The sequence below is a fragment of the Ruegeria sp. HKCCD7559 genome, from assembly GCF_013110575.1.
Lineage (GTDB): Bacteria > Pseudomonadota > Alphaproteobacteria > Rhodobacterales > Rhodobacteraceae > Ruegeria.
Window position 1 is genome coordinate 38,142 of the sequence record NZ_WVQU01000005.1, and the last position, 18,464, is coordinate 56,605.

The following is an 18,464-nucleotide window of genomic DNA, read 5'->3' on the forward strand; positions in this document are numbered from 1 at the left end:
TTTTCAGTTCCTCCCCAAGACCGTTCCTCCATCCTCAGATCGGTCCCCGCCAGATTAAGCCTTCTGTCGGGAAAGTGTCAAAAGCCTTCGCTCAAAATCGACGGTTCGCGGCGGGCCTTGCAAGCATTGCTGGGACAGACGCGGCAGTTTGGCCCGACTTGCGTGACCGGAGCGGCACCTGCCGCCTCGTTGCCCGAACGGACCAGCATAACCGAGCGATAAACGGGATCCTGATCATACCCCAATACCGCATAAGGCCAAGCATAGGCGAAGCATTCGAATTCAGCCGGGGTCCGCCCCATCTGGACAACCTGCTTGCGCACCGGAACAAGTGGGCGGCTCAAAGCCGTGAACAACGGCCACAGCGGGCAAACCTCACCATGCCGCGCCAAAGCAAAGCCCGGGATCGGCTTGATGAACAATATGCTGCCGGATGCATCGCACAGCACCATGCCAACCGGCTGCGGTAACACGTCATCGGGTATGAACGCCAATCGACGCAGAACGGTGGCGACGTCCACGGAAAAGCGATAAGCCAACGCAATGGGATCCGTGTCGCCTTTTTGCTGGCTCGATCGAAGCGCATCCAGCGGCAAAGCGATTGCATCATCGCGATACATCTTCAGAACTTCACGCGCCACAGTTCGGGCAGCCGACGTGTTGAGACTGCTCAGATCAACGGCATCCACGTCCTCGCCCTGTTCCAATTCCGGAAAACTGTACCTGCGGGATTCGAAGAACGCTTCGACCTCTTCAAGCGGAACACCGCGCGGATCAATTGACGAGTCGCTTTCGTCCAAAAAGGTTACAAGTGCCTTTGAACTCCCGGCCAGCCGCTCTGCATCCTGGTGCAGGTTTTTGTGAAACCGTTCCCGCCACTCTGCTTCGATGTCCTCTGTGTCTGCAAGAATTGCCGCTGTTGAACGAATCGCCGCCGCCGTTGACAGCACTTCGTGCATTGATGCCGCAAGATGCGGGTCATGAGTCAGCCGGTCCGACAAGATCTCGACATTCCGCTCAAGCGAAACAACCCGGCGGTGCATCTGCGCAAGAACCCCGGCCCATCCGGGAAAGCGCCCGGCAAATTCCTCCAGCCCGTCCACTTCGGCCTGCTGCCCGACGGCGTCATCCGCCGCTTCCCGCAAGGCCGACACGAGGGTTGCCTCGATCCCCTGTGTCAGGACAGAGGGTTCGACGGAAAGCGCTGACGCTATATCCACCAGCAATTTGCCACCGATCCGGCGGCGGTTATGTTCGATCAGGTTCAGGTAGGACGCGGATATCCCGGCAAGGCGGGCAAGTTCCGCCTGCCGAAGCCCGGCAATCTGCCGTCTTTCCCGAATACGGCTTCCCGTCAACATATCGCGCATGATCGTATTCTCCTGACCAGGCTTAAACCACTTTTTTCAGAACATATCATGTGTTTCGCTAGTTTACCGAGATATTTTCAAACCATATTTACAACCTTAACAAAAGCGGCAGCCGCCAATGCGCATCAATGGCCACAATAAGCCGCATCTCCCCTTCAATTCCGCGTGGTTTCCCGGCACGATAAGCGGATGAGTGACCCCGCCTTTGAATATGCACCGATCGGGCTTGTTGAACTGGAAAACCGGATCATCAGACGCTGCAATCTGCAATTCGCCCGCACTTTCGGCGGGGAAGAGGCCGATTACCGCAATATGCCGCTGTTGCATCTCTATCCCTCGGTCGCGGATTGGGAGAGGATCGGGGAACGCAGCCTGCAAGTGATGCGAGACACCGGGTACTACACGGATGAACGCGTCATGCGGCGCCGCAATGGTGATCTGTTCTGGTGCCGCGCCCGTGGCCGCTCTTTGACGCCCGATGACCCGTTCCGCCATGGAATCTGGAGCTTTTCCGACATCTCGGAAGAACGTCCCCTTGTCGAATTGACCGTTCGAGAACGCGAAGTGGCGATCCTGTCCTGCCGTGGCCTGTCCGCCAAGGAAATCGGTGCTGAACTGGGCCTGAGTTACCGCACAATCGAAGCCTATCGCGCCCGTCTGCTTGAGAAATTCGGCGCCCGCAAACTGTCCGAGCTTGTCGCCAAATTGTCAGGGATGCCTCTGTAACCTGTCCGCCCCTTTAAATTATGCGGGATTCCCGCCTGTGATGGTGCGAGTCGGCGCTTTTCATGCACCGCCGCTTAGCCTATAACCCTGCGTAATTTGATCAGAGCCCGCAAGAAACAGACGGGCCAAAGGGGAACCGTCGAGGACACTCATGACAGACACCAAACACGAAGCGGATGTGGCATTCATCAAGGCTCTGGCCGAGTTGCTGCGTGACAATGACCTGACCGAATTGCAGGTCAAGCGCGAATATGGCGAGGAAGACAGCCTGAACGTGCGCGTAAGCCGCATGACACAGGCCGCAGCTGCACCAGTTCAGGTTGCCGTGCCTGCGGCAGCACCAGCTCCTGCCGCTGCGGCTGCGCCTGCCGTGGCCGAAGCCCCTGCCGCTCAGGAAGATCCGGCCAGCCACCCTGGTGCTGTGACCTCTCCCATGGTTGGAACCGTCTACATGCAGCCCGAGCCCGGCGCGCCCGCATTTATCTCGGTCGGCGCTTCCGTTTCCGAAGGCGACACGCTGCTGATCGTCGAAGCGATGAAGACCATGAACCACATCCACGCGCCCAAGTCGGGCACGATCAAGCGTGTTCTGGTCGGCGATGGCGACGCTGTGGAGTTTGGCACACCTCTGGTCATCATCGAGTAAGGCGGGCCCATGTTCGACAAGATCCTGATTGCCAACCGAGGCGAGATCGCCCTGCGCGTCATCCGCGCTGCCCGCGAGATGGGGATTAAGACGGTTGCCGTCCACTCCACCGCGGATAGCGACGCAATGCATGTGCGCATGGCGGACGAATCGGTCTGCATCGGCCCCCCGCCCAGCCCCCAGAGTTACCTGTCCGTGCCCGCGATCATATCGGCCTGTGAAATCACCGGTGCGCAGGCGATCCACCCTGGCTATGGCTTCCTGTCCGAGAATGCCGAGTTCGTGCAGATCGTCGAAGATCACGACATCACGTTCATCGGCCCCACCGCAGAACACATCCGCGTCATGGGCGACAAGATCACTGCCAAGGACACGATGAAGGCGCTGGGAGTGCCTTGCGTGCCGGGATCAGACGGCGGCGTGCCTGATCTTGCGACGGCCAAGAAGATCGGTGAGGAATTCGGCTATCCGGTCATCATCAAGGCTACCGCAGGCGGCGGCGGTCGCGGTATGAAAGTTGCGATGAACGCTGACGAAATGGAAAGCGCCTTCATGACTGCGCGGGCCGAGGGCAAGGCCGCCTTTGGCAATGACGAAGTCTATATCGAGAAATACCTGACCACGCCGCGCCACATCGAAATTCAGGTGTTTGGCGACGGGAAAGGCAAGGCTGTTCATCTGGGCGAACGGGATTGTTCGCTTCAGCGGCGCCACCAGAAGGTGTTCGAAGAGGCCCCAGGCCCCTGCATCACACCCGAAGAACGCGCCAGGATCGGCAAGATCTGCGCGGATGCGGTCGCGAAAATCAATTATATCGGCGCCGGCACCATCGAGTTCCTCTACGAAAATGGCGAGTTCTATTTCATCGAAATGAACACCCGCCTTCAGGTGGAACATCCGGTCACCGAAGGTATCTTTGGCGTCGATCTGGTGCGCGAACAAATCCTTGTTGCAGCGGGTGAACCGATGTCGTTCGGTCAGGACGATCTGGAAATCAACGGCCACGCCATCGAGGTTCGGATCAACGCTGAAAAGCTGCCGAAATTTTCACCCTGCCCCGGCAAGATCACGGCCTATCACGCGCCGGGGGGCCTTGGTGTTCGAATGGACTCGGCTCTCTATGACGGGTATTCGATTCCACCCTATTATGACTCTCTGATCGCCAAGCTGATCGTGCAGGGTCGTGACCGGGCCGAAGCGCTGGCCCGACTGGAACGCGCACTGGGGGAATTGATTGTCGACGGTATCGATACCACGGTCCCTCTGTTCCACGCACTGCTGCAGGAACCCGATCTGCACAGCGGCGACTACAACATCCACTGGCTGGAGCGCTGGCTTGCGGAGAACATGGAACAATAGTCACCAAGGACCGGAGGGCCCCTGCCCTCCGGTTGCCTCATACCTGACATGAGCCTGTCCCCAGAACTTTTGTTGCATGGCTATTCCATCGGTATCTTTCCGATGGCCGAGCATCGCGATGACCCCGACCTGTTTTGGGTGGATCCCAAGTTTCGCGGCGTCTTTCCATTGGACAGTTTCCACATTTCTCGAAGCCTGGCGCGCCGTATCCGAAACTGCGGGTTCGATATCTCGATCGACCAGGACTTTTCCGGCGTCGTCGACGGGTGCGCCGACAGGGCAGATACCTGGATCAACGCCGAACTTCATGACCTGTACCGCCAGCTGCACCAAACAGGGTATGCGCATTCACTGGAAGTCTGGGAAAACAACACGCTGGTGGGCGGCGTCTATGGTGTGACCCTGGGCGCAGCATTCTTCGGCGAAAGCATGTTTTCAAGACGCAAAGACGCCTCGAAGATCGCCCTCGCCTATCTTGTGGACCGCCTGAGGCAAACCGGGTTCCGTCTGTTTGACACGCAGTTTCTGACCGCGCACCTGGCCTCTTTGGGCGCAATCGAAATTCCGCGCGGCGCCTACAAGAAAGAGCTGGAAAAGGCCTTGAACCACAGCGCCGACTTCTCGGTGCCGCTGAATCAATCGGCGGCGGGTGTGATACACCGTATGACCCAAACGTCATAACGCGCGTGATCCAGCGCATTCAATGCAGGGGAGGTTGCGATCATCCAACCGTCAAACAGCTGATCGGCCTTCCCACTCTCCCAGATGGTCAGATAGGCGAATGCGTCACCCGTTGGATTGTCAACGGGAAAACGGCAATCTCCCAAGGCAACATCCAGCCCAAAAATCGCTGCCGTCGCGCCGGTCTGCAATTCAACATCGACAGTCTGGCCGTTCACCTTGTCCAGGCCCCGCAGCATTGCCCCGGGCCCAGATTGAACTTTCTGCTGCGCGGCCGCACCTGTGGCGGCCAGCAACAAGGCAAGAATCGTGGCGCGTATCATTCGCTGCCGTCTCCGGCTACGAACTTGACCAGCAGCGAAATCAGGCTGACCGCGCCCTGCGTATCCTCGATCTCGTCGCCGGGATCAAAGTAGAATGGTGACCCACCTGGCATCACCTCGACGAAATTGCCCCCCAGCAAACCTTCTGAGGAAATGACAATGGCACTGTCGTCCGGCACCAGAATGCCGTCTGCAATCGTGAAAGTCGTGTCAGCGCGGTAGGTATCCGGGTTCAGGGTGACGCCCGTCACGGTCCCGATCTTGACGCCCGCAAGGCGCACATCCGTACCGACACCCACCCCCTCCAGAGATCTGAAAGACGCGCCCAGTTCATATCCAGCGGCACCTTGCGACAAGCCCGTCGATTGGCTGGCATAGACACCAAATGCAACGGCACCGGCCAATACGACGCCGCCGACAAGAACTTCGGTCCAGTTATGGGTCGACATTATCGCCTCGTTTATTCCGGGCTCCAGGCCTCATAGTCCTTACGTTCAACCGGTTCCGCGCGACGCAGAGATCCGGCAGGAGCATAGGCCAGCGCGGTGCCAGTCAGGTTTTCCTGATGTGGTTTTTCCCAGGATTTATGCGGCAGCGGTTTATCTGTCGGAGGCTCGTCCCAAGTGCGATGCAACCAACCATGCCATTCAGGATCAACCCGGCTGGCTTCGGCCTCGCCATTGAAGATAACCCAACGCTTGCTGTCATCAGCATTGCGGTAAAACACGTTGCCTTCATTGTCTTCGCCCACTTTCACGCCCTTGCGTGCAGTGTAGATCTGAGTGTTCAAAGTTGACCCATTCCACCAGGTCACGGCTCGCAAAAGACTGTTCAGGATTCCCATCGGGTGCCTCCGGCATTTCGTCGAAGAAAGGTATGGACCAAAGGCCCGCCAAGGTCCAGTGCCCCTGATACCACCTGCGTCACTCCGGCAAAAAGGCGGTCACTTCGATCTCAATCCTGTATTTCGGATCAATCAAACCGCATTCGATCATCGTCGCAGCCGGTGGATTGGCGCCAAAAGTCTCGGCCAGGATCGGCCAGCACGGCTCAAACTCGTTGCGGTCCGGCAACATGTAGGTGACCCGAACCACATCGTCAAAGCCTGCGCCTGCCTCAGCCAGCGCCTTGCCGATGATGTCCAGCGCAGACCGGCATTGCGCCACCACGTCCTCGCCCCGCCCGACGGTCCCGGCGACATGAACCCAGCCGCCCGCAACCACTGCGCGGCAGTACCCGACCTTGGCTTCGAACTCACCACCCGAAGAAATGCGCTGCACTGCCATAATCCGTCACCTTTGATGTTCGAAAACTTGCTTAAGCTTCCGCCGCCTGACCACGCATGACTTCGCGTGCGAGCGACGGATCCACAGCTTCATCTGGCTAAAAATATCCCGGGGGGATGCCCGAAGGGCAGCGGGGGCAGAGCCCCCTGAACCGGTTCAAGTGAAGTTCCACCGTCGCGGTAAAAGCCCGGCCTCAGCCCGCCGAGGCCGATTCCTTGGCCGCATCGGCATAGATGAACAGCGGCTGCGCGTCGGACATCACCGCCTCTTCGTTCACCACAACCTCGCTGACATTTTTCATGCCCGGCAGTTCGAACATGGTGTCCAGCAGAATATCCTCGAGAATAGACCGCAGGCCGCGCGCGCCGGTTTTGCGCTCGATGGCCTTTTTGGCAATTGCCTTCAAGGCATCATCCGTAAAGGCCAGTTCAACATCTTCCAGTTCGAACAAACGCTGGTATTGCTTGACCAATGCGTTCTTGGGTTTGGTCAGGATGGTCACCAGCGCGTCTTCATCCAGATCCTCAAGCGTCGCCAGAACCGGCAGCCGACCGACGAATTCCGGGATCAGTCCGAATTTCAGCAGATCCTCGGGTTCCAGATCCTTGAATATCTCACCCACACCGCGGTCGTCATTGTCGCGCACATCGGCACCAAAGCCCATGGCCGAGCCTTTGCCACGTTGCGCAATGATCTTGTCCAGACCCGCAAATGCGCCGCCACAGATGAACAGAATGTTCGTCGTGTCCACTTGCAGGAATTCCTGCTGAGGATGCTTGCGGCCACCCTGTGGGGGGACGCTGGCCACTGTCCCTTCCATCAGTTTCAGCAATGCCTGCTGCACGCCCTCACCCGACACGTCACGCGTGATCGAGGGGTTTTCGGATTTGCGGGTAATCTTGTCGACCTCATCGATATAGACGATGCCGCGCTGCGCGCGTTCGACGTTGTACTCACTCGCCTGCAACAACTTGAGAATGATGTTTTCGACATCCTCACCCACATAGCCGGCTTCGGTCAGGGTCGTCGCGTCAGCCATGGTAAACGGCACGTCCAGAATACGCGCCAGCGTTTGCGCCAGCAGTGTCTTACCGCAACCGGTCGGGCCGATCAGCAGGATATTCGACTTTGCCAGCTCGATATCACTGCCCGCTTTCTGAGCGTGGTTCAAACGCTTGTAATGGTTGTGAACGGCCACCGACAGAACCCGCTTTGCCGTGGCCTGACCAATTACATAATCGTCCAGTACTTCGCAGATATCCTTGGGCGTCGGAACACCGTCAGATGACTTCAGCCCGCTGGCCTTGGTCTCTTCGCGGATGATGTCCATGCACAGCTCAACACATTCATCACAGATGAAAACTGTGGGGCCTGCGATCAGCTTACGGACCTCATGCTGGCTTTTGCCGCAGAAGCTGCAGTAGAGCGTGTTTTTCCCATCGCCGCCTGAATTCGTCGCCATGATCTACCTTTCGGGCTTCGTCCCTGCGCCCCTTTTCGGGGGCGCTTACACCTGTGTGTGCAGCTTAGGCCAGCACTCTGGCGGCTACAATCTCAAAATGACCCCCGCGCCGGTGACGCGGGGTATCGGCCTCAGGCCTCTTCCGTGTCCATTTTCGCTCGATTTTCAACGATCTCATCGATGTGACCCCATTCCTTGGCCTCTTCCGGGCTCATGAAATTGTCACGATCCAGCGCTTTTTCGACCGCCTTTTTCGTCTGCCCCGTATGACGTACGTAGATGTCATACAGGCGATCCTTCAGCTTTTGGGTTTCGGCCGCGTGAATCATGATGTCACTGGCCTGGCCCTGGTACCCGCCACTGGGCTGGTGCACCATGATGCGGCTGTTGGGCAGTGAAAAGCGCATTCCCTTCTCGCCCCCGGCGAGCAGGACCGAGCCCATCGAGGCCGCCTGACCGATCACCAATGTGGAACATTTCGGCTTGATATATTGCATTGTGTCGTAAATCGACAAACCGCTGGTTACCACTCCGCCGGGCGAGTTGATGTAGATCGAGATTTCCTTGTTGGGGTTTTCAGCTTCGAGGTGCAGCAATTGCGCCACAACAAGATGGCTCATCCCATCATGAATCGGTCCGTTGATGAATATGATCCGCTCTTTCAGCAGGCGGGAGAAAATATCATAGGCGCGCTCGCCCCGGCTGGTCTGCTCAACGACCATGGGAACAAGTGTATTCATGTAGGTTTCTACGGGATCGAACATTCGTAACCTGCCTGTTTAGCTATGGATCGGGACAATATCCCAACAAGTGTTACCTGAGTCTTAGTGTCGGCTAAGGGGGGCTGCAAGGGGGGCAAGTGAGAACGCTGACCGAATGTGGATCATCATCAATCGTCAAGGCGAACCATCTGTTGTTTCCGGCAACGATCAGCAGATCGCCTTAAAGTGAATCATCTGCCCCCTCGCGTTGCGGGAACGTTCAATCCGAATTCCCCTTTCATACATCACGCTATTTTGATTCATACATATAGAAATGAATGTACGAAACATGTACTGAAGGGTCTCACACTCACGTCTCTTTACGTAACGGAAACAACGCCCGGCCAACGGGTTTGCAAGGAACTCAATCGATGGCACTTCCTCAGCTGTCCCAGGACATGTCAAAAGAAGATTTTGACCGCATGGTCACCAACGCGACACGCGCCTCTAATTTTCTCAAAGCGATAAGCCACGAAGGCAGATTGATGATCCTCTGCCATCTGGTGTCCGGTGAAAAATCCGTCACCGAACTGGAAGAATTGCTGTCCGCCAGGCAAGCCGCTGTATCACAGCAACTTTCCCGTCTGCGACTTGAAGGGTTGGTGATACCTCGCAGGGAAGGTAAAGCCATCTACTATCGTCTGGCGGATGATCGTCCCCGCCGCATGCTCGAAGTCGTTTACGAGCTCTTCTGCAGCGACGGCCCGACCTAGGAACTGGCTCCGGTTGAAAAAAGGTGCTACCGAAAAACAATCGAGCACCAAGGAGACGAACATGATCCGCGTAATTCTGATGGGCCTGAGCCTGTTTGCACTGACTGCCTGCGAAACCGCCAAAGGCGCCGGCAAGGATATCGAAAAAGCCGGAGATGCCATCCAAGGCGCAGCAACCGACGTGCAGGAAAGCCTGTAATACACTTTATTTTGCGCCGCGCGCGGGCCTTCTCTCAATATGTAGTTGAAAGACATGGCATGCCGCGGTAGCTTTCCCTTACAGGTGCATAGACGCGGCATTGCATCATCTGACGCTAAATCGGGGCTCTTTCGCATACGCAGAAGAGCCCCGGTCCCTTTCGGCAGGGGTGAGTGGTAGCCTGTATGAAACCGAAATCCGGCAAAGGAAAAGGCGCCAGGTGCGCAGACGCGGTCTTTGCATGCGTCCTTTCGGACACTCCTGACGCCTTACCGGGTCGATGCGCTCCGAAGAGCACCCGATCCAGTTGCTACAGCCCCCTGAGAGACTGCAGCGGCTGCATTGTCCCCGAAGAGACATCACAGCGTGCATCGGCCCTCTGAGAAGGTAACCATCCGACTTGGGCATGAAGCCCTCACTCGGCTGATCACCCACCGGTAAGCCATTGCAGTTCAACGCAAATCCTAAGATCCAGTCTCTCTGCCAAGACCCCCGGGCCTTTGCGTCCCACCTTCGGCTCCGAAGAACCTGTGTGGTGTTCAGACTGTTGCAGCATGCCTTGTATCTGACAAGAAAATAGCACTGCAGCATGAAAATTAGACGGGGATAAATTGTTGGTATCTGCCAGGAAATCTTTGTGGATAATCCGAGAAGTTTCGACTCCACGCATGTTTGTCCCGGGACATTTTCAGGCCTGAACCTGAGCCCGGCTTTTGGCCCAATGCTGCGGGCGCAAAGGCCACCGCACGCGCCATTAGTTGAGAATTGCGGGGTTTGTACAACTCTCGGACCACCAATCTTTCGAATCGTACATACGGAGATTCGCCGATGCGTTGCACCATTTCCCATGCGCGCGCCCATTTGGGCGCTTTGGTCACCCGCGCACAGGACCCGCGCGAAGTGATCATACTGACCCGGCACGGCAAACCGCTGGCCGCTCTGGTCTCGGTCGCAGAAGCGAAGCGGATCTGGCATTTGCAGGATGATGACGAGATCGGGTGGAAACACCCGCTGTCGGGCATTCGCGGAATGTGGTCGCGGGGACGCAACATCCCCGGAATGGAACCGGGACCGGACGGCAGCTATGTCACCGCGCGCGAAGCCGCGCTGAAGGTTCGCGAGATCCAGATGACCCGCGCCGAGGAACGCCGCATTCTTGCGCGGGGTGGTCTGGTTCCTATCGCAGGCGGTGAACTGGCCGCCCGGCCCGTCTCCGCGCTGTGGAGACGATTGTTCCGTTTTTGAGAAGCGGTCCGACCCGCACGTGGCAACCTACTAACCTCCGCCGCAGTCAAAATTGCAGCAGCGATACTTACCCCCTACAATCGTCCGGGCCGGACACGCTTCAGTTCACCTGACGTTCCAGAACGGTGCTGTAGGTCGTTCCGTTCCGCAGGCTACGGAAATCGGCAAAGATCTTGCCATCTTCGTACCGCGCATCGATCAACGCATTCGCGCCGATCAGCAGAGGTGAGGTTTCGACGATGCCGATGCTGCCCGTCCCATCGAGGCTGATGGTGCCGGTGGCCTCGTATTCATTCCAGTCGGAATCGCCATCGCGACGCCATTTGCTGTGCCCCCAGAAAACGTTGCCGTCCTGAAGCTGCACATCCAGCATCCATTCGGCCTGATTGAACCGGGGCTGATCGCCTTTGTAGTAATGGCTGGGCTGAACGGTCGTGTAAGACCCCAGCCAGGTGCCGCGCAGGTCGGGCGTGGTATCGGCCAGCGCGGCCGTTCCAAGGGCGAGGGTCGTGGCCAAAGCGGCTGCTCCGGCAGTCATGTATCTGGTCATGGGCTCTCTCCTTCTGTCTGGTCAACAGATTGGGACCGCCCGAACCGGTTACAACTTACTTGAGGGAAACTTCATGATTGGTTCAGCGGGGGCTTAGAATGGAGTTTCAGGCCCAGGCCAAAGCTGTCCCGACAATGACCAGCGCGATGCCAATCCCCTCGCGATAGGAAAAGTTCTCGCCAAACAGGAAATACGAGGCGATGGCGATCAGCACGACCTCGGCCCCCAGAATGCCGGTATAGATGATGCCCAACCGTTCGTTGCGAAGCGCGGCAAGTTCCAGCGTCGCGGCGGCCAGCAGCGTGGCAACAATCAGAAGGGTCAGGCCAACACCGGGGATCTTCCACCAGAACTTCATCGAGATCATGGCAACGGAATAGAGACCCGCCGACCCGAGGGCGATGAGAGGGATGAGCGATGTGGACATAGGGGCCTCCTGCCGAGGTTGCCGTTGCGTCAACATTAGCAGGTGGGCGAAGTTGAGGCTGTGAGGTTGGTCACAGACTCCGGTCAGAACACGATTGCGATGAGTTCGGACAGCCCAATCAGACCGAGCAATACATTTGACGTCAGGATCAGCCCTTTCAGGTTATGGGATTTGACGCCCTTGCCAAAATTCGACGCCGCCATGTCCTCATCCATGTCGTCGCGCAAGTTCGCGACATCGGCCAGAGCGGTGCTGCCTGCCAGAATGCCATAGGCCGCAGTGGCAATGACCAGAACGATCAGAACCAGCGAAATGCCCTGAGCGCCAAACCCGATAATGGCGGCGAGCGCCACATAGGCAAAAATTGTCGTCCGCATGATGTAGTAGTAATGATCCAGACGTCCCATAGACGTTCTTGAACGCAAAGTCTGATCCATAACACTTCCCCCTTTGAAAAATCTGTTTGGAATGCGGGGAGTCTAGCACTTTTGGTGGGATTTCAGAAATTGTGCGATTGCCAAGCCGGAGGGAAGCGCCGGCCCGAGGGGGTAAGCGGCGTCTCGGAATTCGTCCAGTGGACGAATTCAGCCGCGAACGGGCGGAGCCCCGGGGCGCAAACGCGCGGCCTGTTTTTGCCGGAGGAAAACCCTCAGTTTGACGGGGGCGGATCGACGCAGCCCGGCGGTGCCGCCAAGCGAGGAGGTTTAGTTGACTGCAGCACAGTATGAAGCGATCGCGCTCAACCGTACTAGAGCCTTATTAACTCAAAACTCTGCGAGTCCATTCCGACCCTGAATACAGGCACTTTATCACCACATATTTCTTCTACTAAGGAAGCCTTTTCCGTCTCAACACGTGCTCCGATATGAACTTCTCTTATTTGGAGAGACGGAACTTTTTTGTATGCGTCTTGGCCATCAAAGCGCACTTGTACGCGCCACTCTTCCTCATACTCCCAAACTTTCGGTTTAGTGAGAACAAGTGCGTCAAACGCGTCATAACCCTGAGAAGCTAGTGAAGGATCGGTTATTCTTTCAGACTCCAGCCAACAGACTAAATCAGTGGTCTTTAGCGTTGGCCGATTTTCGACGTAACGGACCTTAAGCGGTATGTCGTAGTCGCTCTCAATAGCGGTGTCCACATCAGGCTCGAACCCCCAAACAATACCATTGTGACCAGCTCCATAGTGGGCCCACATAAGCGGATTGTTCCATGTTTCAGAAAGACAGATAATCCGAGAACCGGTTCGAATCTCGTTAACAAACTGTTCGAGTGTGGGATTTGAGCTGGCAATATTTGAAGCAGAGACACTAAAGTCTCGCTTCTGCAGCCGTCGAAGTTCCGCACGTCTCAAATTGGGATAGTGTTCCCTCAATACACCCATAGAAACTAGATGTTTCTTTCCTATCTTTTCATATAGTTGCAATAGTTCATGATCAGATGAAGCGACAAATTTCGGATTGCAATCAAAAGGATCGTTCTGGCTTTTGACTGAAGAGAAAAACTGCTCTTGACGTTCGACTACTGCCCGCAACTCATCTTCAAAGTAATCAGTAGCGCACGACCTGTAACGGTATAATCGCGAGGGGATTGGGTAATCATTCATGGCAACCAAGATTGAGCGTTAGTACAGGCTGTTGTTTCACTGAGGCATACATCAAACCCGTCTTGTGGGCACGCAGTTGGCTGCGCCAACCACTTTCACCCACTCGCCGGAAAAACGGACAGCCTCAGCTGTCCATCTTCAATGCCGAGATAAACGCCTCCTGCGGGATATCTACCTTCCCGAACTGACGCATCTTCTTCTTACCCGCCTTCTGCTTGTCCAGCAGTTTGCGTTTCCGCGTGGCGTCGCCGCCGTAGCATTTGGCGGTCACGTCCTTGCGCAGGGCGGACAGGGTCTCGCGGGCGATGACCTTGCCTCCGATGGCGGCCTGGATCGGAATTTTGAACATGTGGCGCGGGATCAGGTCCTTGAGCTTTTCGCACATCGCCCGGCCTCGCATCTCGGCCCGGTCGCGGTGAACCATGGTCGACAGCGCGTCGACCGGTTCGTCATTCACCAGCACCGACATCTTGACCAGATTGTCCTCGGTATAGCCGGTCATCTGGTAGTCGAACGAGGCATAGCCCTTGGTCACCGATTTCAGGCGGTCGTAGAAGTCGAAAACAACCTCGTTTAGCGGCAGGTCATAGACGACCATGGCGCGGGAGCCGGCATAGGTCAGGTCCATCTGGATGCCGCGGCGGTCCTGACACAGTTTCAGCACGTCACCCAGGTATTCATCCGGCACAAGGATGGTCGCCTTGATGCGCGGTTCCTCGATATGATCTACCTTCGAGGGGTCGGGCATGTCGGCGGGGTTGTGCAGCTCGATCATCGCGCCGTCTTTCATGTAGACGTGATAGATCACCGACGGCGCGGTGGTGATGAGCTCGATATCGTATTCGCGTTCGATGCGGTCGCGGATGACCTCAAGATGCAGCAGGCCCAGGAAACCGCAGCGGAAGCCAAAGCCAAGCGCGGCCGAAGTTTCCATTTCAAAGCTGAAGCTGGCATCGTTGAGCGCCAGTTTGTCGATTGCATCCCGCAGGTCTTCGAATTCGGCGCTGTCCACTGGGAACAGACCGCAGAACACCACCGGCTGCGCGGGTTTGAAGCCCGGCAGTGCGACTTCGGTCCCGTTGCGGTCATTGGTGATGGTGTCACCTACGCGGGTGTCGCGGACCTGTTTGATGGATGCGGTCAGGAATCCGATCTCGCCGGGGCCAAGCGAGTCGACCATCTGCATCTCGGGGCGGAAGACGCCGACACGGTCGACATGGTGCAGGGTGTTGTTTGACATGAACTTGACCCGCATCCCCTTTTTCAGCGTGCCGTCCATGATGCGGACCAGAACGATGACGCCCAGATAGGCGTCGTACCACGAATCCACCAGCATCGCCTTGAGAGGCGCGTCCAGATTGCCCTTCGGTGCGGGCAGGTGCTGTACGATTGCTTCCAGAGTTTCGTGGATGCCCTGCCCCGTCTTGGCGGAAACCTGAATGGCGTCGGTTGCGTCGATGCCGATCACATCTTCGATCTGTTCGGCCACGCGGTCACAGTCGGACGCGGGCAGGTCGATCTTGTTGAGCACCGGCACGATCTCATGATCAGCGTCGATGGCCTGATAGACATTCGCCAGCGTCTGCGCCTCGACCCCTTGGGTCGAGTCGACCACCAGCAGAGAGCCCTCGACCGCGCGCATGGACCGCGAAACTTCGTAGGCGAAATCAACATGACCGGGCGTGTCGATCAGGTTCAGCACGTATTGCTCGCCATTGTCGGCGGTATAGTCGATGCGAACCGTGTTGGCCTTGATGGTGATGCCACGCTCGCGCTCGATATCCATGCTGTCGAGCAACTGTTCCTTCATGTCGCGATCCTTCACCGTTCCGGTCTCTTGGATGAGCCGGTCAGCAAGGGTGGATTTGCCATGGTCGATATGCGCGACGATGGAGAAATTGCGGATATGAGCGAGGTCTGTCATGGGTTGGGGATATGTAGAGGAATCGTGGATTGGTCAATAGAAACGCGACAGAGTTTCGGTGCCTTGTCCGCTAAACTTCAAGAGGGCAGATTGGACCGCTCGTATTAGCAGGAATGCACATGGTTATTTTAACCCGTCCAGAAGAGTTTGAAGATTGGCTAAATTCGCTTTCAAACACGGCACTGAAAGCACTTGCGACGCGTTCAGCCTTACAAGTTCTTCCCTATGCTTTTGTTTTATCAGATTAAGAAAGTAGCAGCCGCGAACAGGCGCAATTTCTTCTAGCTTGCTTTAGAGCCAATATTGTTTCTGGACTCGTTGGTACTGGGCTTTACCCAGAAATAGCTTCGATCACCTCTAGTACTCTAGGCACCCTCGACGCCGCCAATACCGAAAACGGGTACGGTACATTAACCGACCCGACCTTATCCAACGTCGCTACTGCCGTCGCCGCAACCTTCTATGCAACGCGCGCCACGCCTGCCGAAACAATTCAAGATCTCAATGCCAACGCATTCACCTACGGTGCCGAAATTATCCAAGCGCTATCTGCCGATGCTATTGCGCTAGCCGCGACACCAGATGAAACTGAGCAGGTGTTTGCCACCGAACTGTGGCATGGTGCAGTACCAGAGCCGTACGCCAGCTTGTCGCAGCGGTTTTCCGAAAACGCCCCCGAGACGCCATGGGAGTTTTGGGCTGAATGGTACGAGGGAATGCTGAAGGGTGAACCGTTGGACTGGGAACTTCAGCGGCGGGTTGCTTTGACTGGCAATAGTATTTGGAACGCAGGCCCGGAAGCTGTTGCTGAAGAAATTGCGGAAATTCAGGCAAGGTGGGAAGTCGAGAAAGCCTTATCGGACATCAAAGGTAGCCTGACGGTTAGAACCTCAGCACGCCACGGCATCGGAGGGAACAACCCTCCTAAGAGCATCGAAGATGAACGGTTGTCCGACGCGTTAACCTTGATCTGGGAAACGACCGACGACCTCTCGACGGCATTGGAAGAGGAAAGCCCTGCTCGTGAGTGGATTGAAGCAATTCTGGGCAAACTCAAAGCAGGACTGTTTGGCTTACTCAAGTGGTGCGTTGGTAAGGCAAATTTAGGAGTTGGCACTGCGGTCGTTGCAGGCTCAACCAAAGGCACTACAGCGATCGTTGACGCTTACATAGCTAAACACCCGGAGAAAATTGAAGCGTTGATCGAGGCCATTGAAAGGTGGCTCCCGCTCCTGTCCTGACCGGTGCCGGGCTGAAACCCGGCCTACGGGGGTGGCGGGATTGTATCGTTTCCGGCTCGTGCAATCACTTTTTCGCAACGTATGATTGATCCGCGCGCCCATTTGATTCATACTCCGCCGCAGACCGAGAGGGGCGCAAGACACCTCCGGGCAGGCAAAAACGAGGCTCGAGTATGAAACAGTTCCTCTTAATCGCATTTTGTGCGGCATCGCTGACGGCGGTGGCTCCGGTTGCGGATGCGGCGCAGATCAAGCGGGCGTGTCTGGCGTCGGACCGGTCGGCGGCGACGCGGGATCGGTGCAGTTGCATCCAGCGCGTGGCGGATCAGGCGCTTACCCGCAGCGATCAGAAAACCGTGGCCAAATGGTTCACCGACCCCCATCAGGCGCAGGAGTTGAAGATGTCGCAGACCGCGCGCGACGATGCGCTGTGGGACCGGTATCAGAACTTTGGCCAGATGGCGCAGGCGATCTGCAGCTAAGCCCCTCTGAAACCTTGACCTGATCCACGCTGCGCCCCAGAAAGGCGCAGCGAAAGGTGTATCTTATGGTGATGAAAGGGCTGACCCTGCGGGGCCTTGAGGTGTTCGAGGCTTTGGCGCGGACGGGATCGGTGGCACAGGCCGCCGAGATCACGGGGCTCAGCCAGCCATCCGTTTCCCAACAGTTGCGCAATCTGGAAAAGGCTTTGGGCACCGAACTGGTCGATCACGGGCGCCGACCGATGCGCCTGACGCAGGCCGGGCGCAGTTTTCTGGTGCGGGCCGAGGCGGTTCTGGCCGAGCTGCAAATGGCACAAAGCGAATTGTCGGTCATGGATCTGGGGCATCTGACCACGCTCTCCATCGGATTGATCGACGACTTCGACAATGACCTGACCCCACGGCTGGCCACGCTGCTGGCGGACAGTCTGACCCGATCGAATTTCAAACTGATCACCTTGTCGAGCCTCGATCTGTTCGAGGCCTTGGCCGAACAACGCCTGCATATGGCCGTCACCGCCCATAGCGGAGAAGTGCTGGAAGGGGTGGTCGAGTACCCTCTGGTCCGGGATCCGTTCATTCTGGTTGCGCCTCAGGGGGCGGGCGGAGTGGAGGCTGTGCAGAACAGCCTGCCATATCTGCGCTATGCCCGCGAGCAGCTGATCAGCCGGCAGATCGAGGCGCATATGGCGCGCGGCGCGCAGGAGTTCGAGGAACGGTTCGAGATCGGCTCGCACATGGCGCTTATGGCCATGGTTGCACGGGGTCTGGGTTGGGCGATCACGACGCCGCTGGGCTTCATGCGCGCAGCGCGTTTTCATGACGGGCTGGAGGCCCACCCTGCCCCGTTCGGGGATTTCTCGCGCAGCATATCATTGCTGGCGCGAACGGGCTGGTCCGATCAGGTGCCGCAGGAGGTCGCGGGCATGACACGGCGTCTGATGCAGAACCAGATCGTTGACCCGGCTTTGGCCAAACTGCCCTGGCTGAGCGGATCGCTGCGGGTGATCGGCGGTTAACTGTCCAGATGGGCAGCAAGGCCGTCAACCGCTGCCTCGATCAGGTCCAGCGCGCCATCGAAATCCCGTGTGTAATAGGGGTCAGGCACATGATCCGCGCCGGCCTCAGGGGCGAAATCGGTCAGCAGGCGCACCGGGGTGTCACTGCCGGCGGGGCGCAGATTCTCGATATCCGCGATGTTGTTGGCGTCCATGCCCAGGATCAGGTCGAAGCGGTCGAAATCGGCAGCGGTGAACTGACGCGCGCGCAGGTCGCCCAGATCGATTCCCCTGACCTTCGCAGCTGCCTGCATTGGGCCGTAGGGCGGTTTCCCCGCATGCCAGCCCATGGTTCCGGCACTATCGGTTACGTGATGCGGCGCGCGGGTGCGAAAAACGCCCTCTGCCGCAGGCGAGCGGCAGATATTGCCCAGGCAGACAAAGAGGATACGGTGTGACATGCAC

At 57.4% G+C, this 18,464-nt stretch carries 24 protein-coding genes; 11 read left to right on the plus strand and 13 right to left on the minus strand.

What is annotated here, in order from left to right; translation table 11 throughout:
• Positions 1-77: 77 nt before the first annotated feature.
• Positions 78-1,370, minus strand: a complete 1,293-nt coding sequence (locus GS605_RS14105; protein WP_171724385.1) for a helix-turn-helix domain-containing protein — start codon at positions 1,368-1,370, stop codon at positions 78-80.
• 189 nt (positions 1,371-1,559) lie between these two features.
• Between GS605_RS14105 and GS605_RS14110 the strand changes: the two genes are divergently transcribed.
• The 4 genes from GS605_RS14110 to aat all read left to right on the plus strand — a co-directional run bounded on the left by GS605_RS14110 (position 1,560) and on the right by aat (position 4,782).
• Entirely contained in the window at positions 1,560-2,096 is a 537-nt protein-coding gene (locus GS605_RS14110) for a LuxR C-terminal-related transcriptional regulator (protein ID WP_152457352.1), read from the plus strand.
• 151 nt (positions 2,097-2,247) lie between these two features.
• The gene (gene accB / locus GS605_RS14115) at positions 2,248-2,742 is read left to right on the plus strand and encodes an acetyl-CoA carboxylase biotin carboxyl carrier protein (RefSeq protein ID WP_171638174.1); all 495 of its coding nucleotides are present in this window, start codon (positions 2,248-2,250) and stop codon (positions 2,740-2,742) included.
• A gap of 9 nt (positions 2,743-2,751) precedes the next feature.
• Positions 2,752-4,101 (plus strand): acetyl-CoA carboxylase biotin carboxylase subunit, encoded by a 1,350-nt coding sequence (accC, locus tag GS605_RS14120; RefSeq protein WP_171638176.1) that lies wholly within the window; start codon positions 2,752-2,754, stop codon positions 4,099-4,101.
• Between the two features lie 48 nt (positions 4,102-4,149).
• Positions 4,150-4,782: a leucyl/phenylalanyl-tRNA--protein transferase gene (gene aat, locus GS605_RS14125; protein WP_216600192.1), complete on the plus strand. Its 633-nt coding sequence runs from the start codon at positions 4,150-4,152 to the stop codon at positions 4,780-4,782.
• On the opposite strand, the gene GS605_RS14130 is transcribed toward aat, so the two are convergent.
• From GS605_RS14130 to GS605_RS14155, 6 genes are all read right to left on the minus strand, one after another.
• On the minus strand, positions 4,737-5,105 hold the full coding sequence (locus GS605_RS14130; protein ID WP_171638178.1) for a DUF2155 domain-containing protein: 369 nt from the start codon (positions 5,103-5,105) through the stop codon (positions 4,737-4,739). The genes aat and GS605_RS14130 overlap by 46 nt on opposite strands.
• On the minus strand, positions 5,102-5,554 hold the full coding sequence (gene mlaD, locus GS605_RS14135; RefSeq protein ID WP_171638180.1) for an outer membrane lipid asymmetry maintenance protein MlaD: 453 nt from the start codon (positions 5,552-5,554) through the stop codon (positions 5,102-5,104). Before mlaD ends, GS605_RS14130 begins: the two co-directional genes overlap by 4 nt.
• 11 nt (positions 5,555-5,565) lie before the next feature.
• The gene (locus tag GS605_RS14140) at positions 5,566-5,949 is read right to left on the minus strand and encodes an NADH:ubiquinone oxidoreductase subunit NDUFA12 (RefSeq protein ID WP_152457346.1); all 384 of its coding nucleotides are present in this window, start codon (positions 5,947-5,949) and stop codon (positions 5,566-5,568) included.
• Positions 5,950-6,028: 79 nt separating this feature from the next.
• Positions 6,029-6,391, minus strand: a complete 363-nt coding sequence (locus GS605_RS14145) for a RidA family protein (RefSeq protein WP_171724386.1) — start codon at positions 6,389-6,391, stop codon at positions 6,029-6,031.
• 193 nt (positions 6,392-6,584) lie between these two features.
• Entirely contained in the window at positions 6,585-7,853 is a 1,269-nt protein-coding gene (clpX, locus tag GS605_RS14150) for an ATP-dependent Clp protease ATP-binding subunit ClpX (protein ID WP_152457344.1), read from the minus strand.
• A gap of 131 nt (positions 7,854-7,984) precedes the next feature.
• On the minus strand, positions 7,985-8,617 hold the full coding sequence (locus GS605_RS14155) for an ATP-dependent Clp protease proteolytic subunit (protein WP_117869644.1): 633 nt from the start codon (positions 8,615-8,617) through the stop codon (positions 7,985-7,987).
• Positions 8,618-8,985: 368 nt separating this feature from the next.
• Between GS605_RS14155 and GS605_RS14160 the strand changes: the two genes are divergently transcribed.
• The 3 genes from GS605_RS14160 to GS605_RS14170 all read left to right on the plus strand — a co-directional run bounded on the left by GS605_RS14160 (position 8,986) and on the right by GS605_RS14170 (position 10,771).
• Entirely contained in the window at positions 8,986-9,327 is a 342-nt protein-coding gene (locus GS605_RS14160) for a helix-turn-helix transcriptional regulator (protein WP_171724387.1), read from the plus strand.
• 61 nt (positions 9,328-9,388) lie between these two features.
• Positions 9,389-9,526, plus strand: coding sequence for an entericidin A/B family lipoprotein (locus GS605_RS14165; protein ID WP_152457342.1), 138 nt, complete (start codon positions 9,389-9,391; stop codon positions 9,524-9,526).
• 828 nt (positions 9,527-10,354) lie between these two features.
• Positions 10,355-10,771, plus strand: coding sequence for a type II toxin-antitoxin system Phd/YefM family antitoxin (locus tag GS605_RS14170; RefSeq protein ID WP_171724388.1), 417 nt, complete (start codon positions 10,355-10,357; stop codon positions 10,769-10,771).
• A 100-nt stretch (positions 10,772-10,871) separates the two neighbouring features.
• On the opposite strand, the gene GS605_RS14175 is transcribed toward GS605_RS14170, so the two are convergent.
• From GS605_RS14175 to lepA, 5 genes are all read right to left on the minus strand, one after another.
• Entirely contained in the window at positions 10,872-11,321 is a 450-nt protein-coding gene (locus tag GS605_RS14175; RefSeq protein ID WP_171724389.1) for a hypothetical protein, read from the minus strand.
• Positions 11,322-11,427: 106 nt separating this feature from the next.
• Positions 11,428-11,748, minus strand: a complete 321-nt coding sequence (locus GS605_RS14180) for a hypothetical protein (RefSeq protein ID WP_170345061.1) — start codon at positions 11,746-11,748, stop codon at positions 11,428-11,430.
• 83 nt (positions 11,749-11,831) lie between these two features.
• The gene (locus GS605_RS14185) at positions 11,832-12,185 is read right to left on the minus strand and encodes a hypothetical protein (protein ID WP_171724390.1); all 354 of its coding nucleotides are present in this window, start codon (positions 12,183-12,185) and stop codon (positions 11,832-11,834) included.
• Positions 12,186-12,496: 311 nt separating this feature from the next.
• Complete coding sequence (locus GS605_RS14190) at positions 12,497-13,354, minus strand: DUF2971 domain-containing protein (RefSeq protein WP_171724391.1); 858 nt, start codon at positions 13,352-13,354, stop codon at positions 12,497-12,499.
• 124 nt (positions 13,355-13,478) lie between these two features.
• A complete protein-coding gene (gene lepA, locus GS605_RS14195) occupies positions 13,479-15,278 on the minus strand; it encodes a translation elongation factor 4 (RefSeq protein WP_171638190.1) in 1,800 nt (599 codons plus the stop codon).
• Positions 15,279-15,397: 119 nt separating this feature from the next.
• Here lepA and GS605_RS21190 point away from each other — a divergent pair, with 119 nt between their 5' ends.
• The 4 genes from GS605_RS21190 to GS605_RS14210 all read left to right on the plus strand — a co-directional run bounded on the left by GS605_RS21190 (position 15,398) and on the right by GS605_RS14210 (position 18,020).
• The gene (locus GS605_RS21190) at positions 15,398-15,526 is read left to right on the plus strand and encodes a hypothetical protein (protein ID WP_256369018.1); all 129 of its coding nucleotides are present in this window, start codon (positions 15,398-15,400) and stop codon (positions 15,524-15,526) included.
• A 348-nt stretch (positions 15,527-15,874) separates the two neighbouring features.
• Positions 15,875-16,519 (plus strand): hypothetical protein, encoded by a 645-nt coding sequence (locus GS605_RS14200; protein WP_171724392.1) that lies wholly within the window; start codon positions 15,875-15,877, stop codon positions 16,517-16,519.
• Positions 16,520-16,692: 173 nt separating this feature from the next.
• Positions 16,693-17,001, plus strand: coding sequence for a hypothetical protein (locus tag GS605_RS14205; protein WP_171229650.1), 309 nt, complete (start codon positions 16,693-16,695; stop codon positions 16,999-17,001).
• A gap of 65 nt (positions 17,002-17,066) precedes the next feature.
• Complete coding sequence (locus GS605_RS14210) at positions 17,067-18,020, plus strand: LysR family transcriptional regulator (protein WP_171205681.1); 954 nt, start codon at positions 17,067-17,069, stop codon at positions 18,018-18,020.
• Here GS605_RS14210 and GS605_RS14215 read toward each other — a convergent pair.
• Positions 18,017-18,460, minus strand: coding sequence for a low molecular weight protein-tyrosine-phosphatase (locus GS605_RS14215; RefSeq protein WP_171724393.1), 444 nt, complete (start codon positions 18,458-18,460; stop codon positions 18,017-18,019). The genes GS605_RS14210 and GS605_RS14215 overlap by 4 nt on opposite strands.
• Between the last annotated feature and the right edge of the window lie 4 nt (positions 18,461-18,464).

What these genes read in the sequence shown, in the direction of transcription:
- GS605_RS14130 (WP_171638178.1), bottom strand. Translation starts at nt 5,105, where the DNA reads ATGATACGCGCCACGATTCTTGCCTTGTTGCTGGCCGCCACAGGTGCG.
- GS605_RS14170 (WP_171724388.1), top strand. Translation starts at nt 10,355, where the DNA reads ATGCGTTGCACCATTTCCCATGCGCGCGCCCATTTGGGCGCTTTGGTC.
- GS605_RS21190 (WP_256369018.1), top strand. Translation starts at nt 15,398, where the DNA reads ATGGTTATTTTAACCCGTCCAGAAGAGTTTGAAGATTGGCTAAATTCG.
- GS605_RS14165 (WP_152457342.1), top strand. Translation starts at nt 9,389, where the DNA reads ATGATCCGCGTAATTCTGATGGGCCTGAGCCTGTTTGCACTGACTGCC.
- GS605_RS14160 (WP_171724387.1), top strand. Translation starts at nt 8,986, where the DNA reads ATGGCACTTCCTCAGCTGTCCCAGGACATGTCAAAAGAAGATTTTGAC.
- accC (WP_171638176.1), top strand. Translation starts at nt 2,752, where the DNA reads ATGTTCGACAAGATCCTGATTGCCAACCGAGGCGAGATCGCCCTGCGC.
- GS605_RS14110 (WP_152457352.1), top strand. Translation starts at nt 1,560, where the DNA reads ATGAGTGACCCCGCCTTTGAATATGCACCGATCGGGCTTGTTGAACTG.
- GS605_RS14205 (WP_171229650.1), top strand. Translation starts at nt 16,693, where the DNA reads ATGAAACAGTTCCTCTTAATCGCATTTTGTGCGGCATCGCTGACGGCG.
- GS605_RS14210 (WP_171205681.1), top strand. Translation starts at nt 17,067, where the DNA reads ATGGTGATGAAAGGGCTGACCCTGCGGGGCCTTGAGGTGTTCGAGGCT.
- aat (WP_216600192.1), top strand. Translation starts at nt 4,150, where the DNA reads ATGAGCCTGTCCCCAGAACTTTTGTTGCATGGCTATTCCATCGGTATC.
- GS605_RS14145 (WP_171724386.1), bottom strand. Translation starts at nt 6,391, where the DNA reads ATGGCAGTGCAGCGCATTTCTTCGGGTGGTGAGTTCGAAGCCAAGGTC.
- GS605_RS14190 (WP_171724391.1), bottom strand. Translation starts at nt 13,354, where the DNA reads ATGAATGATTACCCAATCCCCTCGCGATTATACCGTTACAGGTCGTGC.
- GS605_RS14105 (WP_171724385.1), bottom strand. Translation starts at nt 1,370, where the DNA reads ATGCGCGATATGTTGACGGGAAGCCGTATTCGGGAAAGACGGCAGATT.
- GS605_RS14215 (WP_171724393.1), bottom strand. Translation starts at nt 18,460, where the DNA reads ATGTCACACCGTATCCTCTTTGTCTGCCTGGGCAATATCTGCCGCTCG.
- lepA (WP_171638190.1), bottom strand. Translation starts at nt 15,278, where the DNA reads ATGACAGACCTCGCTCATATCCGCAATTTCTCCATCGTCGCGCATATC.
- clpX (WP_152457344.1), bottom strand. Translation starts at nt 7,853, where the DNA reads ATGGCGACGAATTCAGGCGGCGATGGGAAAAACACGCTCTACTGCAGC.
- GS605_RS14175 (WP_171724389.1), bottom strand. Translation starts at nt 11,321, where the DNA reads ATGACCAGATACATGACTGCCGGAGCAGCCGCTTTGGCCACGACCCTC.
- GS605_RS14140 (WP_152457346.1), bottom strand. Translation starts at nt 5,949, where the DNA reads ATGGGAATCCTGAACAGTCTTTTGCGAGCCGTGACCTGGTGGAATGGG.
- GS605_RS14180 (WP_170345061.1), bottom strand. Translation starts at nt 11,748, where the DNA reads ATGTCCACATCGCTCATCCCTCTCATCGCCCTCGGGTCGGCGGGTCTC.
- mlaD (WP_171638180.1), bottom strand. Translation starts at nt 5,554, where the DNA reads ATGTCGACCCATAACTGGACCGAAGTTCTTGTCGGCGGCGTCGTATTG.
- GS605_RS14155 (WP_117869644.1), bottom strand. Translation starts at nt 8,617, where the DNA reads ATGTTCGATCCCGTAGAAACCTACATGAATACACTTGTTCCCATGGTC.
- accB (WP_171638174.1), top strand. Translation starts at nt 2,248, where the DNA reads ATGACAGACACCAAACACGAAGCGGATGTGGCATTCATCAAGGCTCTG.
- GS605_RS14185 (WP_171724390.1), bottom strand. Translation starts at nt 12,185, where the DNA reads ATGGATCAGACTTTGCGTTCAAGAACGTCTATGGGACGTCTGGATCAT.